The following is a 16,190-nucleotide window of genomic DNA, read 5'->3' as shown; positions in this document are numbered from 1 at the left end:
CCGAGCACTACCAGCAGTACAACCGGGACCACGCCCGACTACGCGCCCCTGGCGAACGCGCCTTCGCACAGCTGAAAACCTGGCGCCTCCTTCGTCGAGCCCGATGCTCAACCAACGGCGGTCAGCCCGCCCCCTTGTGGATACCGCATGCCTTCGGTGATACCGCACGGGCGATGAGTCGTCAGCCCCTACGACTCCACGAGTTCAACCTCAGTAATTGGCAGCCGAGTCGTCGTGGGGCACCGGGCGGCCGATCACTGAAAGCCACAAGCGGCAGAGCCTTTTGAACCACACCCGGCACCCCTGGGTGGGTGAACCATACGAAGGGCTCACCACGTCCCGCAGACCAACGTAGGGAGCCTCTTTCAGGCTGGCGGGCATGGTGGGTGGGAGACCGGCACGGCCGCAAACAGGTCCTCCTCCCAGCCCGACGCTCCGACCGGGCCCAGCTCACCGCGCGCCAGGCGGAAATACTCGACCGAGAACAGGGGCTGCTCCAGCCCGTTCGACAACGCGAACGACGTTTCTCCGACCTGGATCTGACTGGCTGTTCTCTATCCGTTCGCGTGCTCGGTTGGCCTCGAACAGGGCCCTTGATCGGGTGAGATTGCTGGTGCCGAGGCATGGGAGAAGGGCCTCTTGGTAGCTCGCGGATGTCGAGTCCAGCGAGGAGCAAGAGGCCCTGTTGTCGAAGTGTCGCGTGGTCACGGTCGCCGGGTCCAGTCCGGCCACTCCTGGGTGTGACTGTCTCGCCCACAGGTTCGGGAACGCAGCCGACCGGCCGGAGCGCCGGCCCCGGTACGGCTCGGACATGAGCGATGCCGAGTGGGCTGTGGTGCGGGATCTGCTGCCGGTTCCGGGATGGCTGGCGGGCCGGGGCGGGCGGCCGGAGGGCTACTGCCACCGGCAGGTGATCGACGCGGTGCGCTACCTCGTCGACAACGGCATCAAGTGGCGGGCGATGCCGTCGGACTTCCCGCCCTGGCCGCGGGTGTATGCCTTCTTCGCCCGCTGGCGGGATGCGGGATTGATCGCCGAGTTGCACGATCGGCTGCGCGGGTCCGTCCGCAGGGCTGAGGGCCGTGACCTGGAGCCGAGTGCGGCGGTCATCGACTCGCAGTCGGTGAAGGCGGACGCCACCGTCGCCCTCACTTCGCGGGGCTTCGACGCGGGGAAGAAGATCAATGGACGTAAGCGGCACCTGCTGACCGACACCCTCGGACTGCTGCTGTCCGTGCGGGTGACGCCTGCGTCCACGACCGACCGGGACGCCGCCCGGACCCTGCTGTCGGCGGCGACGGGCTGCTTCCGTCGGCTGTCACGGGTCTGGGCCGACGGCGGCTACAGCGGACACCTCGTCGACTGGGCCACCGCACACCTCGGACTCGTCCTGGACGTCGTCCGCCGCAGTGACGACGTCCAGGGCTTCCAGGTGCTGCCTCGCCGCTGGGTGGTGGAGAGATCTTTCGCCTGGTGCCTGCGCAGCCGTCGTCTGGTCCGTGACTACGAACGGCGCACAGATACCAGCGAAGCCGTCATCCTGTGGTCGATGACCATGCTCATGAGCCGCCGCCTGGCCGCCCGGCAGCTGAGTCCTGTTCCGCTGCGGGCAGCGTGAACCTGCCTGGTTTTCCCTCGACCAGCCAGCCCCGTTCCACCAGCCTCTTCAGCCGTGCCCTCGCACCCTCGACGCGGGAGGCGGACGCGCTGTCCCAGCCCAGCACCACCGCTGCCCTCCGGGCGCCGAGTCCGTCGCCTCCCGCCTCCACCGCGGCGGCCATCAACGCCTGGTAGTCCACCGACAACACCTCGGTCCCGGAAGCGTTGTCCCGGTGGGGCACCGCCCGGCGCGGCCCCACCGGCTTCTTCTGTGGTGCTCTGCCGATCGCCTCGGAGGGCGCCTCTTCCTCGGCCAGCGCCTCCAGATACTGCTCCAGGCCGATCACCCGGCGCCTGAGCACCTCTTCGGCCTCCGCCAGAGCCGCCTGCACCCGTTCCAGCTCGGCTTCAAGTTCCTCCACCCGCACCGCCGCGGCCTTCTGCCGCGTTTCCAACACCGCCCGCATCGACGGCATCAGCCACCCCTCACGACGTCTCGATCAGCAACGGACCGAGACTCCCTCGCCAGCCGCCATGTGATGCCTGACCAGCGGAAACCGCACACGAGGTTCGGAAAGAGAACGACCTCTGAGAGACGTGCGCCCGCATCGCCGCCTTTTTGCGCTCCTTGTATGCCCCGCCGTCGACCGCGGTCGTCACCAGCGTGTCGTCCACCAGTCCCGGGAAGTCCTCCGGGGAGGCGAACCCGTCGAAGTGCCCCGCGTCCGGGTGGTGCCGCAACTCAGCGAAGGCGTCCTGCACCACTGAGCGTGGACCACAGCACCAGTAAACCTTATGAACTGCGTGCGGCTCGTCGGGAGTCGACCGCGGGCCCGGCGCCGCCGCCAGATCCACCGCCCGCATCGTCACCCGGTGCGCCTGAATGTGGTCGGGATGCCCGTAACTGCCGTCCGGGCCGTAGGTGACGACCACCTGCGGACGCACCTCGCGGATCACCTCCGCCAGCTCGGCGGCGGCCCGGCCGACGTCGGCCCTCCAAAAGCAGTCGGACCGGTCGTTGCCCGCCGAGTCCGCCATGCCGGAGTCGCGGTAGCGGCCGGGTGCGCCCAGGATGCGGTGGTCGTATACACCCAACTGTGCTAAGGCGGACCGTAGTTCACCCTCCCGGCGCTGGCCCAGGCGGTCCTTCCGTCCGGAGACCAGAGAGGCCAGATGCAGCGGGATCACCTCTCCCTCCTCGCCCAGGGTGCAGGTGACGAGCGTGACGGCTACGCCTTCCGCCGCATAACGAGCCATCGTGGCGCCCGTGCAGATGGTCTCGTCATCCGGATGGGCGTGCACGAGCAACAGACGCGGCACGGTGAAATCACGATCGGCGCAATGCGTCCTCGAGGGTGACATGGCCGCAGCGTAGGCCCGCCGCGCTCGCGGTCAGCTGGTCGGCGGCACTCAGTACGGCCGCCTCAGCCGATTGCTTCGGGACTGCAAGCCGAGTCTTCGGTATCTCAGGAGGGCATCTCGGAGCGCGGCGGCGGTACTTCGGTTCCCGCCGAGATGTGGCCGTGCCCGTTGTCACGGGACCGTTTCGGCACGTACCAAGGGAATTCCCCCTGACTGCCGTTCCACAGAAGCACCACGGCCGGCCGGGGAGGAGAACAGCAAAGGAAGATCGATGGCCTTTCGCATTACCAAGGAGTTCAACTTCTCAGCCAGTCACATCCTGGGCATGCTTCCGTCCGGCCATCAATGTGCCCGGATGCACGGACACAACTATGTGATCGAGTTGGAACTGGTTGCCGCGAGCGACCAGTTGACCGAAGCGGGATTCGTACGTGACTACGGCGACCTTGCGGACTTCAAGAAGTGGATCGACCACGAGGTCGACCACCGCCACCTCAACGACGTACTGACCGACCGCAACCCCTCGGCCGAGCACATCGCCCGCTGGGTGTACGAGCGCTGGACGGACCGTTATCCGGAGCTGGCCGCGGTTCGCGTCCGGGAAACGCCGAAGACCATGGCGGAGTACCGCCCGTGACCGCCGCAACCGTTTCGGCGGACTTGCCATTGGTCGTCAGTGAGATCTTCGGGCCCACGGTCCAGGGCGAGGGCCCCTCCGCGGGCCGCCGCTGTGCCTTCCTTCGGCTCGGCGGCTGCAACCTGTCGTGCCGCTGGTGCGACACCCCCTACACCTGGGACTGGACGGGTAGAGCCGACGGCGGGATCGCCTACGACGCGAAAGCCGAACTGCGCACCCTGAGCCAAGCCCACGTCCTGGAGCGGCTGCGTGCCTACGAGGTGGACCTGGTCGTCATCTCGGGTGGTGAGCCGATGAACCAGCAAGACCGGTTACCAGCCCTGCTGCGCGAACTAAACGCGAGTGGACAGCAGGTCGAAATCGAGACCAACGGTACGCGCGTGCCCTCCGACGCCCTCGTCGCGAGCGGGGCGCGATTCAACGTCTCGCCCAAACTTGCGCACTCCGGTGACACCGCCCGGCAGCGCATCGTGCCGGAGGCACTGCGAGCGCTGGCCGCACTGCCGGACACTGCCTTCAAATTCGTCTGCCGCGACACCGGCGACCTCGACGAGGTCGACGAACTCGTGGAGTGCTACGGCTTCAGGTCCGTCTGGATCATGCCGGAAGGACGCAACCCCACAGACATGGGCCGCCACCTCGCCTCTCTCGGCGACGAGGTCGTGGCCCGCGGATGGAATCTCACCACACGGCTGCATGTGGCCGTGTGGGGAGACAAACGAGGAGTCTAAGCATGAACCCGAACACTGGCGCAGTGACACCGCTGGACATCCTGGACGCTCCGGCCTGCGATCCCTTGGAGGACATCGCACGCTCGCTCCTTGTGGAAATCGGAGAGGACCCGGAACGCGACGGACTGCGCGATACCCCCGCGCGCTTCGCCCGCTGGTGGCGAGAGTTCAGCTCCTACGAACCGGGCCGGGTGGACACCCTGTTCTCTCTTGAGGCCGAGGGCCAGACGGTCGTCGTCTCCGGCATCGACGTGTGGTCGCTGTGTGAGCATCACTTGCTTCCCTTCTCCTGTTCGATAGCGATCGCCTACCGGCCCAAGGGGGATGTGCTCGGCCTGTCCAAGTTCGCCCGGGTCGCGCACCGCCACGCCCACCGGCTCCAGGTGCAGGAGCGGCTGGTACAGGACATCGCCGCCGAAGTCCGCGCCATCACCCGCTCCGAGGACGTGGCCGTCATGGGCCGCGGGGAGCACCTGTGCATGACGATGCGCGGCATCCGCACCCCCGCAGTTATGACCTCGCTCGCCTTCAGCGGTGTGTTCGGCGAGCACGGGCCCGAGCGACAGGAGCTCATGACCACCTTGCTCGGATCTCGCTGATGAGCCGGCACAAACTGACTCCGCCGATGTGCACGTGGCATGGCGGGACTCCCGTAGCCCTTTCCCACCCCTGGAGGAACCACCCGTGGCCACGCGTGACATACCAGTCGGTCTGAGCTTCGACGACGTGCTGCTCGTGCCGCAGCGCACCTCCGTTGTGAGCCGATCGGCGACCGACGTGAGCACCGTTCTCGTCGGGGATCTGCGCCTGCGAACCCCCATTCTTTCCGCCAACACCCCTTGGTGCACGGGGGCATCGATGGCGATGGCAATGGCCAACGCCGGCGGCGTCGGCGTCCTGCACCGTATGCAGACCGCTGAACAACAAGTGGCCGACCTGATCGCGGTGAAGAAAGAGACCCCTGAGAGCGGCACTGCGACCGTCGACCGGGACGGCCGACTCTGCGCGGGCGGCGCCATCGGCGTCACCGACGACTGGCTGGAACGGGCCGGGATGCTGGTGGACGCGGGCGTGGACTTCCTCGTCACAGACGTCGCCCATGGCCACGCCGACTACGTGATGGCCGTCGTGGAACGACTCAAGGAGCAGTTCCCCGATGTCCCCGTGGTGGCAGGCAACGTCGCCACCGCGGCCGGGACACGTGACCTCATCGACGCCGGGGCCGACGCCGTGAAGGTCGGTATCGGCCCCGGCGGGATCTGCACCACGCGAATCGTAGCCGGGAGCGGAGTGCCGCAGCTCACCGCCGTGTTGGACTGCGCCGGGGAAGCCGAGCGCGACGGCATCCCGGTGATCGCGGACGGCGGGATCAAGGAACCGGGAGACGTGGTCAAGGCTCTTGCCGCAGGCGCCCGTTCGGTGATGCTGGGCAGTGCGCTGGCCGGTGCCGACGAGAGCGAGGCCCTGCTGGTCGAGGGCGCCGACGGCACCATGGTCAAGGTCAGCACCGGGTTCGTCACTTTCGGTATGCGCTTGACCCTGAAGCGAAGCCGCGGCGAGGCGGTCACCCGAGAGGAGCTGGAGGCCTACACGCCGGAGGGCGTGGAGGCAGCCTTCGCCTACAGCGGCGCGGTCGCCCAGACCCTGCGGCATTTCGTCGGGGGCCTGCGTTCGGGGATGAGCTACTCCGGCGCGCACACACTCGCCGAGTTGCGCGAGCGAGCTCAGTTCGTCCGCATCACGCCCGCCGGACTGACCGAGAGCCGACCACACGCGCTCCAGCGGGCCGAGCAGGTACCCCTCGACTACGGCAAGGAGGCCGTCGGATGACGACCCCCATCGACTCCGGCCGCTATGGCAGCGACCGCATGCATGGGCTCTTCCGTGACGAGTACCGCTACCGACTTTATGTGCGCGTCGAAGGTGCCCTCGCGGCGGCCCAGGGCCGGCACGGCGCCATCCCACCCGAGGCTGCCGAACTGATCTCCGAACGGTCCCGGGATTACCGTTGCGACCTCGAGCGGGTCTCACGCTCGGAGGAGGTCACCCGCCACGAGCTCTTCTCGGTGGTCAACGAGTTCGCCGAAGCCTGCGCGCCCCACCAGAGGTACGTGCACTACGGGGCCACCAGCAGTGACATCCTCGACACTGCCCTGGCACTACAGCTTTCCGAGGCGCTGGACGTGCTCGAAGAACGCCTGCGGAAGCTGCTCACAGTACTGATTGCCGCCATTTCCCGGAACGGCCAACACGTGATGATCGGCCGTACTCACGGTCAGCACGCCCAGCCGGTGACCCTGGGCTTCAAACTGGCGATCTGGCTCGCGCAGCTCGGCCGGTGCCTGCGACGGCTGAACGAACTACGTGGCCGCGCCGTAATGGGCAAAGTCGCCGGGGCAGTGGGGTCACTGGCCGGATTCGGCCCGCATGGGCTGGAGATCGAGCGTGACACCCTCATCGCGCTCGGCCTGCCCGAACCGGAGATCTGCGCCCAAGCGGTCGCCCGAGACCGCATCGCGGAGTTCATGTGCTGGGCGGGGCTGACCGCTACCTGTCTGGACAACCTGGCCACCGAGGTCCGCAATCTCCAGCGCACCGAGATCGGCGAAGTGGCCGAGACTTTCCACGAGGGCGACCAGATCGGTAGCTCGGCCATGCCGCACAAGCGTAATCCCGTACTCAGCGAACGTGTGTGCAGCCTGGCCCGCCTGGTCCGCTCGCTCATCGGCCCCGCGCTGGAGAACGTGGTCACCTGGCACGAGCGGGACCTGGCCAACTCCGCCAACGAGCGGTTCACCCTGCCAGAGGCCTGCATCCTGCTGGACGAGATGCTGATCACCTCGGCCTCGGTCGTAGAGAATCTCAGAGCCTTTCCTGACCGGATGGCCGACAACCTTGGCCGGTCACGCAACGCACATCTGAGCGAGGCGGTCCTGCTGCGGCTGGTGAACGGGGGCATGGACCGACTCACCGCCTACCGCCTCATCCAGGAGGCGACCGCTCGGGCCGCCACGGAAAAGCTGGATCTGATGACCGTACTCGCCGGTGACCGTCGGGTGAGCGGCATCGTCGACGAGCACTCCCTGACCGAACTCGCCGCGCCCGGCGCGGACGTGGGCCGCTGCCGCGAACTTGCCGCCGTAGCGGTCGAGGACTGCCAGCGCCTGTTGAAAGAGGTATGAGCCATGAGCTGCACCGTCATCGTGGGCGGACAGTGGGGTGACGAGGCCAAGGGGAAGGTCGCCGCCTATCTGGCGCTGACCGAACAACCGGGGGTCGCGGTACGCGCCGGGCTCGGTCCCGGGGCAGGCCACACCGTTGTCCTGGACGGCCGTACGGTCAAGCTGCGACAGGTGCCCAGCGCAGTCGTGAGCCCCGGCACGCGCCTACTGCTCGGCGCGGGCGTGCTGATTCGGCCGCAGGTGCTGTTGGAGGAGATCGACACGCTCAAGGTGCACGAGCGCGTCGGAGTCGACTACCGCGCCACTGTCATCCAGCCTAACCACATCGAGCGGGAACGCGCTGACCAAGTGCTCACCACGACCGTGCGCAGCACGGGCAGCGGTCACGGCCCGGCCCAGGCCGACCGGGCGATGCGCTCTGCTGTACAAGCGAAGGACATACCTGAGCTGCGCCCCTATCTGGTGGACGTGGCGGCCGAGGTGAACGCTGCGGTCGACGAGGGCACGGGGGTGCACGTGGAAGGGACCAACGGGTTCGGTCTGTCCGTGCTCTACGGCACCTATCCGCACACCGTCGCCAAAGACAGCACCGCTGCCACCGCTTGCGCCGACGTAGGCCTCGGACCACTCGCCGTGGATGACGTCGTCCTGGTCTTCCGGGCTTTCCCCACCAGGGTGGGCGGCGGCCCCTTCCCTACAGAGATATCCCCGGAGGAGGCCCAGCGAATGGGCATTGTAGAGTTCGGCACGGTCACGGGCCGGCCCCGGCGCGTGGGACGCTTCGATCCGGAGCAGGCCCGGGAGGCGCTTCGCATCAACCGGCCCAGCCGAGTGGCGCTGACCTTCCTCGACTACGTCGACCCCGACTCCCGTGGATTGCGCGAGGAGCTCCTTCCCGCGCCGGCGGCTGAGTTCATCGCGCACGTGGAGAATGAACTGGGCCGCCAGATCGATCTCATCGGCACCGGCCCTGACACCCATGACATGATCGACCGCCGGGGCCGTGGCCCGGCTCAGATAGGGAGCCGGCCATGAGCAAGGCTCTGTGGGCACGCGAGCGGCTGCTGCACATCGACTGGGAGACGATGGGCCGACTCCTGACCGGCCTAGCGGAAGAGATCCGCGGCAGCGGCTTCCGGCCGGACGTCGTGGTCGGCATCGCACGCGGCGGACTGCCCCCCGCGGTCACCCTGTCCAATCTCTTGGACATACCCGAGTTCGCCGTTCTCGGCATCCCGCGCAATTCCTCCAACTCCCGGTACAGCGACCGGGCCGAACCGTACCTCGAGTACCTGGTACCGGACAGGTCACTGACGGACCGTCGGGTGCTGCTGATCGACGACATCATGGGCGATGGCGGCACCATGGCACTCGCCAAGGAACTGATGATGACCCGCGGCGCGGCTGAGATCCGCACCGCCGTAGTGGTCCGCAACGTCAACTGCGCAAGCATCGCCGACCATCACGCCGTATCCGTCGACGACTGGACGGTCTTCCCCTGGGAAGTGCCACCTGGATCCGAGGAACGGGTCGTCGAGCTGGGAGCCGGACGGTGAGCGACGAGCCATCCGTTCTCTCCCGGACCACGGTCATTTTCGACCGGGATGGTACCCTGCTCGACTTCTACGAGATGTTCCATCGCTTCATTGTGGACCTGCACCGTACCGAGGGCGTGGTGCCGCCGCCCTCGGCGGAGCTCCTGGGCCTGGAGTACTGGCAGTCCATCGTCAGCGGACGGCTGAGTGTCGGTTCCGTGGTCGTCCGCGACCAGGTTGATGACGTGGTCTACCGCTACATGCAGCACGGACGCCTGTACACCGGAACGGTCCGCGCAGTGCGCGAGCTGGCCGCCGCTGGCGTGCGGCTCGCTCTGGTGAGCGGGTGGGTGGGTACTGAGGCGACCGAACGGCTCCTCATTGACAACGGGGTCCGCTGCGCGTTCAGAGACCTGGCTACCCGGGATGACCTGCCCGCCGAGAACGCCGGGTTCTCCGACGAGGAGTGCAAGGTATTCCTGGCCAGGAGGTCCCTGGAGCGGGTCGGCCACCGGCGCGGCGACCCGCTCGTCGTGGTCGGCGACTCTCCGGCCGACGTTGCGCTCGGCCGGGCGTTGGACGCCCTGGTGATCGGAGTGCGCACCGGAAACGGAACTCGGCTGCTCACCGGCGACTGCACCCCCGACCTGCTGGTCGACTCGGCGGCTGACGCCGCCGACGCGGTGCTCAGTGGTGTCCGACGACCGGTGTGACCACGGGCCCCGGGCCGGACCTCCAGGGGGGTGGGGCTCGCCCACCCGCCCCACATCGACAGCCTGGCGCGCCACCTGCGCGCTCACGAGAGGAGAGAAGGACGTTGTACGAGGACACTCCCCTGACCGAGTCCTTGCAAGACATGCCCGAGGACTGGGACAGGGCCCTGGCCGTGGCGGCCCACCCCGATGATCTGGAGTACGAGGCGGGTGGCAGCATCGCCCGGTGGACGGCGGCCGGCAAGGAAATCACCTACCTACTGGCCAGCCGGGGTGAGGGGGGCATCGCCACGACATCTCCCTGGGACACCGCTCGGGTGCGAGAGGAGGAGCAACGGGCCGGAGCGGAAGCCATCGGCGCGGCAGGCGTGGAGTTTCTGGACCACATGGACGGTGTGATCGAGCATGGCACCCGGCTGCGTCGCGACATCGCAGCCGCCATACGTCGGCACCGCCCCGAGATGCTCATCGCCCAGAACCACCACTACTTCTGGCCTGGCCGGATGGCCCTGAACATGGCGGATCACCGGGCGGTCGGCCTCGCCACGCTCGACGCGGCACGAGATGCGGCCATCCGCTGGATATTCCCCGAACTGCTGGGACAGGGACTGGAACCGTGGACCGGGATCCGCTATATCGCCATCTCCTGCTCCCCATACGCGACACATGCCGTGGATGTCACCGAATCACTGCCCGTGGCCATCACGGCACTGCGGAAGCACCACGTCTACCTGGACGCCCTGGTGGGTGACCCCATCTCTGAGGACATGGCCGATCCCGAGGCATGGCTCACCGGACAGGCCACCCTCGTTTCGGCCCGCTACGGCGGCCGACTCGCCGAGGCGTTCGAGCTGTTCCAGCTCTGAGCTTGGCGTTTAAGAAGCCGTTGTCTTTCCGGGCGTGAGCTTTGAGTTCCCGCTGCTCAGGCATGGTTTCGGTGTGCCCGCGGGAGGCTTGGGCCGTTCTGTTCGTCGGGGATGGCAAGGAGGCGCCCGGTGGCTTCGGTGATGGGCTTGTTGGAGGAGCGTGAGACCGCTGCCCGGGTGCGGGTGGAGGAGCTCCGGGCGGAAGCGGGGCCGCCGTCGTCGAGGGCGATCGTCTCGCCCTACGACACCTCGGCCCGCTACGCGCGGCACGGACACATCATCAGCTGGAAGGGGTTCGCCGCTCACCTGACCGAGACCTGTGCTGCCGACGGCCCCAACGTGATCACGGATGTCGCCACCACCGCGGCCACCACCCACGACAGCCAGGTCCTGCCCGGCATCCACACCCGCCTCGCCCGACGCGGCCTGCTGCCCGCCGAGCACCTGGTCGACGCCGGCTACACCTCTCTGCCCCACCTGGAACAGGCCGCCCGTGAACACCAGGTCACCGTCTCCGGTCCGCTGAAGAGCAACCCCACCCGCCAGCACCGCCGAGGCGAGGGCTTCGCCCGGGACGACTTCCACATCGACTACGACAAGCAGCAGGTCACCTGCCCCCAGGGACAGGTCAGCGCGGGCTGGCACGGCCCCTACCCGACCTCCTCGCCCACCGCCGCCCCGCTGATCGTGGCACGGTTCACCAAAAGCCAGTGCCGCCCCTGCCCGGCCCGCACCCAGTGCACCAGCACCGCCGACAACGCCCGCACCGTGGGCTTCCCCCCACGAGATCTCCGTGACCTGCAACTCCGCGTCCGCGCCGAGCAGCAGACGCCCGAGTGGAAGACGCGTTACGCGGTCCGCTCCGGAGTCGAGAGCACGGTCAACGAGTTCGCCCACGGACACGGCATGCGCCGCTGCCACTACCGAGGACAGGGAAAGGTCCATGTCCAGCACGTGTTGACGGCCATCGCCGTCAACATCGAGCGCCTCGGCGGACTGTCACCGGCTGAGGAAGCCCCCACACCCCGCCAGCCGACTGCCTTCCAGAACTACCTCGACCAGCGCGAGATCCCTCGCCTGAAGTCCTGGCGAACCCTGGGCAGTTGACTCCGCCGACACCAAGATCCCCGACAGAGTCAAGCTGAGAGGGCAGACGGAAGAGGCCCACGGGGGATGGCCCTTCACGCGTCGGAGAGGACCGCCCACAGCTCCTGGCTGGCGAAGAGCTTCGCGAACTCCTTACGGCCGCAGATGCCCAACTTTCGGTAGGCGCTCGACAGATGAAGTTCCACTGTGCGCCGTGTAACGTGCATGATCTCGGCGATACGGGTGTTGGAGTCCCCGCGCAGCGCCGCACTCAGCACCCGGCGCTCCTGCGCTGTCAGGGCCAGCAGCCCCACACCGGCGACGGTCGGGCGGTGCGGGCTGGCGGCGGTCAGCCTGTGCCGGGCCAGTTCGGCAACGGGAACAGCGCCGCAGTCCTTCGCCAGGCGCTGCGCCCGCTCCAGCGCCTCCCGCGCGTCCTCGTACCGGCCTTCATTGCCCAACAAGCGTCCGATTTCACACCGGGCCCGGGCCAGCAGGGCTTTCGCGCCACAGCTCTCCAGCTGCACCGATGCCTCGTCCAGCAGGCTGATGCCCTGCTCACCGCCCGTCACCACGCCCGCGGTCAGCAGCACCGTTCCGAGCCCGAGCGGCGAGGGGTCGCGTCGTGCTTCGGCGACATCCCGCTCTACAAGGTGAATCGCCTCGGGCTGGCGGCCCAGGTGATGCAAGGTCACAGCTATGTGGCTACGCCAGGGAACGACCTCCTGACGGATGCCACCGAGCGCGGCAGCGCGCGCTTCGCAGTCCCGTAGATCTGCCAGCGAGCCATGCAGGTCTCCTGAGGCCGACTTCAGGCGCGCCCGCTGCAGAAGCAGACTCAGACCGTCCAAGCGCGTGGGCAGTTCACCGACCAGTCCATTGTCGTGCAGGAGCTTGCGCGCTGAAGCAAGGTTTCCCTTGCTAATCAAGGAGTCCAGCAGGCCGGCGACCACGGCGAGACGCTGGGGCTGACCACGCCACACCTTGTGGTCGTCAAGGGTGCAGAGGGCCTCCCTCAGCATCTGCTCCGAAGTGATGTAGTCACCCAGCAGATTGGCCGCCAGCCCGCACACGAGCCGGAATGCGGCGTCCTGAAGAGGCTGGCCCTCGCACCGGGCGGTGCGTGCCAGGCCATACGCTGCCTCGTATGCCTCTTCGCCGGCGCCGTAATAGACCAGCACCAACAGCGCCGACACAAGGGGCAGAGGGGTGGGAAGTTCACGCAGGACGGGGTCGGCAGACGCCTGTCGAGCCACTTCGACCGCCGTCGCCGCCGGACGGCCGATGCAGTAGTCGGTGAGGGCGCGGAGCATGGTCGCAGCGCTCCGTACGCGGGACCGGCCCTCGGGAAGCAGAGTCAGCAGCCGGTCGGTCCTCTTGCAAAGACTGCCGCCCGGGGTGCGGAAGGCCTCGTCGTACAGGAGATTGAGGTCGGCCCAGAGTGCCTGTTCGTTTGGGGGAGCCGTCAGCGGCCTTGCCAGATCAGTGAGGACCTGGCGTCCACCCACATGGCTGTCGCACAGATGCAGCGCATAGCCCAAGCGGCAGATCAGGTCCCAGCTGCGCTTCGGGTCGTTGTCCTTGGCCAGTGCGCCCACCAGCCCGTCGATGCCCCGCGGGAGATCGACCAGCAGCAGCAGATCCGCCAGTTCGGTCTTCAGTATCTCGCGCTCGGGCCCCTTGGCGCCGCCAGCGGCCCGCCGCAGGTAGCCGATGGCCGTGGAGTAATCGCCGCGCTGCCGTGCCGTGAGGCCGACCTCCCGCAGCACGCCGACGGCCCAGGGGAAGGGCGCTTCGGTGTCCGTCTCGATCAACTGGCGGGCGATCACCTCGGCGGAGGCCCCTGCGCCATGCAGGTACTCCGCGGCCTCCAGGCGAGCGGCGTTGTGCTCCACGGCGGACAGTTGGCCGACGATCCCAGACCCGCTCACCGGCGGGCATAACTCCAGCAGTTCGGAGTTATGCAGCACCCCCATGCTGATGAGAGCGTTGGCGGCGCACCGGGCATCCTTGAGGCTCATCCCAGCCAGATGGGCAACCGTTGGCAGGGTCGCAGCGCCGGGCCCGAGCACTGCCGCCCAGACCGCCAGCCGCGCGGCCTCGTCGGAGACCTTTTGTAGTCGCTCGAATACACAACGGCCGATTACAGCCGCGCTGGTTCCGGTGATGTCCGCCGCGTCATGTCCCCGTGCCGCCAAGCGGTGCAGGATACTCCGGACGAACAGGGGCTTTCCGGCGGTGGCCCGGTATACCTCGTCGATGGTGGCGCTGTGTGTGGTGCCCAGCACTTGTTGGGCTACGTGGGCCGTCTCGGCCCGAGTGAACGGCCCGAGCGCGATCCGGGCCGACTTTTCGCACAGGTCCTCGAGTTCGGCCGGTGCCCGTACCGGCTCTCCGGTCGTCATCGCGACAACGATCAGAAGTTTCAACTCCGGTGCCCACCGGGTCAAACAGCCGAGTGTGGTCAGTGAAGAGGCGTCCGCGAGATGGCTGTCGTCGACTGTGATGACCAGTGGCGACTTCTGCGCCGTGCATACGACGGCTTCGCGAAGCACCGCTGTGGCAACGTTGACCCGCTGCTGTTCGTCCACAGCCTCGACAGCGGCGAAGACGCGCCCGGCGTGCACGTCTTGGGTCTGCGGCTCGTCCGCCCCGTCGGTCGCCACGCCACGTATCTCTGCCACCAAGCGCTGGACGAGGGAGAACGAAATAGAGCCCTCGGCCGCAATGCAGCGAAGTTCCAGTGTGGTGTGGCCCTGTTCACGGGCCTTGTCCCGCAGCGCCTTCAGCAGGCGTGTCTTTCCCATTCCGAACCTGCCTGTGACAGTTCGGACTGCGGTCTGCCTGCGACTCTCGGCAAGAGATTTGAGAAGGGATCGCAGTTCTGACTGCCGACCCACGAATGGTTCGTGCACGTTCTCTGACTCCGGTAGCGTGGGGGGTATTCAATTTTCGACGCGCCACTCAAGATAAAGAAAGCGAAGCTTCAACCGATTGGGAGGAAATTGCGTCGGTACCAGACGAGAGGGGTCTTCATGCTTTCTATCTTCATTCCTAAAAATCTCCCGATCAGTAAGTCGTGGTCGCCGAATGTGGCACGGTCCGCAACTTCACAGTGGATGACCACGGGTGCGTCGGCCAGGAAGGGGATTCCCAGATCCTTCCAGTGCTCGATCCGAACGCCGGCGAACCGATCCACGCCACTGGCGGCGAACCTCATGGCCAGATCCCCCTGATCGGCGCCGAGAATGTTCACCATCAAGTCCGTCGCGCCACTCGCGACCGTAAAGCAACTGGACGTGTGAGACACGCCGACAAGAAGCAGGGGGGGCTCGAGAGAAAGCGAGGTGACGGAACTTGCAGTGAATCCTCGAGGGTTGTTTTTTTGGTCCCGCATCGTTACGACGGTAATCGGAGATGCAATAAGGGACATTGCTTCACGGAAAGCGCCTTGAGGAGTGTCAAAATGCGCATTTTTGGTAGGGTTATCCATGTCAGAAAGTACCCGACTTCGGCATAATGCTTGAGAGTTCAATTTCGCGAAGTGTGATCACACTAAGATGGAGTCTCCTTTGATGCTCCAAGCGCGCCGGAGTACTGGTGGGAGGCTCTCACGCAGTCGGTGGAGGACTTCTCGTCACCCGTCTCGTCGGTGATCAACACGGCTTCGTTGTCGGCAAGTTCGGCCGCGACCCAGGCGGCGAGATGGTCGCGGGCCAGGTCATGGTCTGGGTGAGGGCGGATCTCTGCGAAGGGCGCGGGCCGGGTTCGCCGAGGACCCGGCCCGCAAGCGGCGGGCGGCCGCTGACCTTCGTCACCGTCAGCCGGTGTTCGTGTCCTCGGATCGCAGCAGGGTGTTGAGGTTGGCCATGGAGGTGCGCATGCCGGCGCGCATCGAGGACTCCTGTATGGAGTCGAGGAGCTGGCCCAGGGGGCCGAGGCCGATGGTGTACTCGACCTGGTAGAGCATCTCCGTCGCCTCCCGGCCGTCGGCATTCTTGACCGGGCGGAACTCGAAGATGTTGGTGACGTCCTGGAGCGGGGCGAATCCGACGCCGGTGTCGACGCGGCGCTTCAGGGGCACGATCTCCACGACGGTCCACACCGAGTCGGTCTTGAGCGGGCCGAGGGTGCGGTTGCGCTCGGAGTAGGTCTTGCCGACGGTGGCGACGCCGTGGTGGTCGGTGACCTCGATGGCTCCGGCGACCCACTCGGCGTACCGGTCGGTGCGGGAGATGACCTCCCACACCCGCTCGACGGGGGCGTCGATGACGGCGGTCTCGGCGACGACGAAACGGTTCATGACAGGGTTCCCTTGCTATCTGCGCCCATGACTCAGAGCTGGTGGAGGAGTTCGGTGGCGGTGTGGCGGCCGGAGCGGACCGCGCCGTCCATGTAGCCGTTCCAGTAGGGGGAGAACTCGGCGCCCGCCCAGTGCACGCGGTGGTGGGGGCGGTCCCTCCACTGGCCGAAGTCGGT

General features: G+C 67.2%; 17 protein-coding genes and 2 pseudogenes. 12 read left to right on the top strand and 7 right to left on the bottom strand.

The window, feature by feature from the left end; translation table 11 throughout:
* A pseudogene (locus M8J73_RS43100) lies at positions 1 to 113 on the top strand (IS5/IS1182 family transposase); the annotation flags it as partial.
* Positions 114 to 811: 698 nt separating this feature from the next.
* On the top strand, positions 812 to 1,618 hold the full coding sequence (locus tag M8J73_RS43095) for an IS5 family transposase (RefSeq protein WP_107423979.1): 807 nt from the start codon (positions 812 to 814) through the stop codon (positions 1,616 to 1,618).
* Here the strand turns inward: M8J73_RS43095 and M8J73_RS43090 are convergent.
* Both M8J73_RS43090 and mshB read right to left on the bottom strand, forming a co-directional pair.
* Complete coding sequence (locus M8J73_RS43090; RefSeq protein WP_055539081.1) at positions 1,560 to 2,066, bottom strand: hypothetical protein; 507 nt, start codon at positions 2,064 to 2,066, stop codon at positions 1,560 to 1,562. The genes M8J73_RS43095 and M8J73_RS43090 overlap by 59 nt on opposite strands.
* 19 nt (positions 2,067 to 2,085) lie before the next feature.
* Entirely contained in the window at positions 2,086 to 2,961 is an 876-nt protein-coding gene (mshB, locus tag M8J73_RS43085) for an N-acetyl-1-D-myo-inositol-2-amino-2-deoxy-alpha-D-glucopyranoside deacetylase (RefSeq protein WP_079054871.1), read from the bottom strand.
* A 271-nt stretch (positions 2,962 to 3,232) separates the two neighbouring features.
* Here mshB and M8J73_RS43080 point away from each other — a divergent pair, with 271 nt between their 5' ends.
* The 10 genes from M8J73_RS43080 to M8J73_RS43035 all read left to right on the top strand — a co-directional run bounded on the left by M8J73_RS43080 (position 3,233) and on the right by M8J73_RS43035 (position 11,732).
* Positions 3,233 to 3,598, top strand: coding sequence for a 6-pyruvoyl trahydropterin synthase family protein (locus M8J73_RS43080; RefSeq protein ID WP_055539077.1), 366 nt, complete (start codon positions 3,233 to 3,235; stop codon positions 3,596 to 3,598).
* A complete protein-coding gene (locus tag M8J73_RS43075) occupies positions 3,595 to 4,329 on the top strand; it encodes a 7-carboxy-7-deazaguanine synthase QueE (protein ID WP_240501305.1) in 735 nt (244 codons plus the stop codon). Before M8J73_RS43080 ends, M8J73_RS43075 begins: the two co-directional genes overlap by 4 nt.
* 23 nt (positions 4,330 to 4,352) lie before the next feature.
* The gene (gene folE / locus M8J73_RS43070) at positions 4,353 to 4,928 is read left to right on the top strand and encodes a GTP cyclohydrolase I (RefSeq protein WP_308408383.1); all 576 of its coding nucleotides are present in this window, start codon (positions 4,353 to 4,355) and stop codon (positions 4,926 to 4,928) included.
* 85 nt (positions 4,929 to 5,013) lie between these two features.
* Positions 5,014 to 6,159, top strand: a complete 1,146-nt coding sequence (guaB, locus tag M8J73_RS43065) for an IMP dehydrogenase (RefSeq protein ID WP_063799218.1) — start codon at positions 5,014 to 5,016, stop codon at positions 6,157 to 6,159.
* Positions 6,156 to 7,511: an adenylosuccinate lyase gene (gene purB, locus M8J73_RS43060; RefSeq protein WP_055539075.1), complete on the top strand. Its 1,356-nt coding sequence runs from the start codon at positions 6,156 to 6,158 to the stop codon at positions 7,509 to 7,511. The genes guaB and purB overlap by 4 nt, the downstream gene beginning before the upstream one ends.
* Positions 7,512 to 7,514: 3 nt before the next feature.
* Positions 7,515 to 8,546: an adenylosuccinate synthetase gene (locus tag M8J73_RS43055; protein WP_055539074.1), complete on the top strand. Its 1,032-nt coding sequence runs from the start codon at positions 7,515 to 7,517 to the stop codon at positions 8,544 to 8,546.
* Positions 8,543 to 9,067, top strand: coding sequence for a phosphoribosyltransferase (locus M8J73_RS43050; RefSeq protein ID WP_055539073.1), 525 nt, complete (start codon positions 8,543 to 8,545; stop codon positions 9,065 to 9,067). Before M8J73_RS43055 ends, M8J73_RS43050 begins: the two co-directional genes overlap by 4 nt.
* Positions 9,064 to 9,759, top strand: a complete 696-nt coding sequence (locus tag M8J73_RS43045) for an HAD family hydrolase (RefSeq protein WP_055539072.1) — start codon at positions 9,064 to 9,066, stop codon at positions 9,757 to 9,759. The genes M8J73_RS43050 and M8J73_RS43045 overlap by 4 nt, the downstream gene beginning before the upstream one ends.
* A 143-nt stretch (positions 9,760 to 9,902) precedes the next feature.
* Complete coding sequence (locus M8J73_RS43040; protein ID WP_107423980.1) at positions 9,903 to 10,625, top strand: PIG-L deacetylase family protein; 723 nt, start codon at positions 9,903 to 9,905, stop codon at positions 10,623 to 10,625.
* A gap of 129 nt (positions 10,626 to 10,754) precedes the next feature.
* On the top strand, positions 10,755 to 11,732 hold the full coding sequence (locus M8J73_RS43035; RefSeq protein ID WP_240501304.1) for a transposase: 978 nt from the start codon (positions 10,755 to 10,757) through the stop codon (positions 11,730 to 11,732).
* A 74-nt stretch (positions 11,733 to 11,806) separates the two neighbouring features.
* Here M8J73_RS43035 and M8J73_RS45390 read toward each other — a convergent pair whose 3' ends face one another.
* The 5 genes and pseudogenes from M8J73_RS45390 to M8J73_RS43010 all read right to left on the bottom strand — a co-directional run.
* The gene (locus M8J73_RS45390) at positions 11,807 to 14,611 is read right to left on the bottom strand and encodes an AAA family ATPase (RefSeq protein WP_240501312.1); all 2,805 of its coding nucleotides are present in this window, start codon (positions 14,609 to 14,611) and stop codon (positions 11,807 to 11,809) included.
* 86 nt (positions 14,612 to 14,697) lie between these two features.
* Entirely contained in the window at positions 14,698 to 15,204 is a 507-nt protein-coding gene (locus M8J73_RS43025) for a flavin reductase family protein (RefSeq protein WP_055539069.1), read from the bottom strand.
* A gap of 86 nt (positions 15,205 to 15,290) precedes the next feature.
* Positions 15,291 to 15,440: pseudogene (locus tag M8J73_RS43020) on the bottom strand (transposase); the annotation flags it as partial.
* Positions 15,441 to 15,531: 91 nt separating this feature from the next.
* On the bottom strand, positions 15,532 to 16,014 hold the full coding sequence (locus M8J73_RS43015; protein ID WP_249829859.1) for an SRPBCC family protein: 483 nt from the start codon (positions 16,012 to 16,014) through the stop codon (positions 15,532 to 15,534).
* 32 nt (positions 16,015 to 16,046) lie between these two features.
* On the bottom strand, positions 16,047 to 16,190 hold a 144-nt coding region (locus tag M8J73_RS43010; protein WP_249829860.1), incomplete at its 5' end, for an FAD-dependent oxidoreductase.

It is taken from the genome of Streptomyces neyagawaensis, assembly GCF_023516595.1.
GTDB classification, from domain to species: Bacteria; Actinomycetota; Actinomycetes; order Streptomycetales; family Streptomycetaceae; genus Streptomyces; species Streptomyces neyagawaensis.
This window is presented reverse-complemented; position numbering and strand designations above follow the sequence as displayed.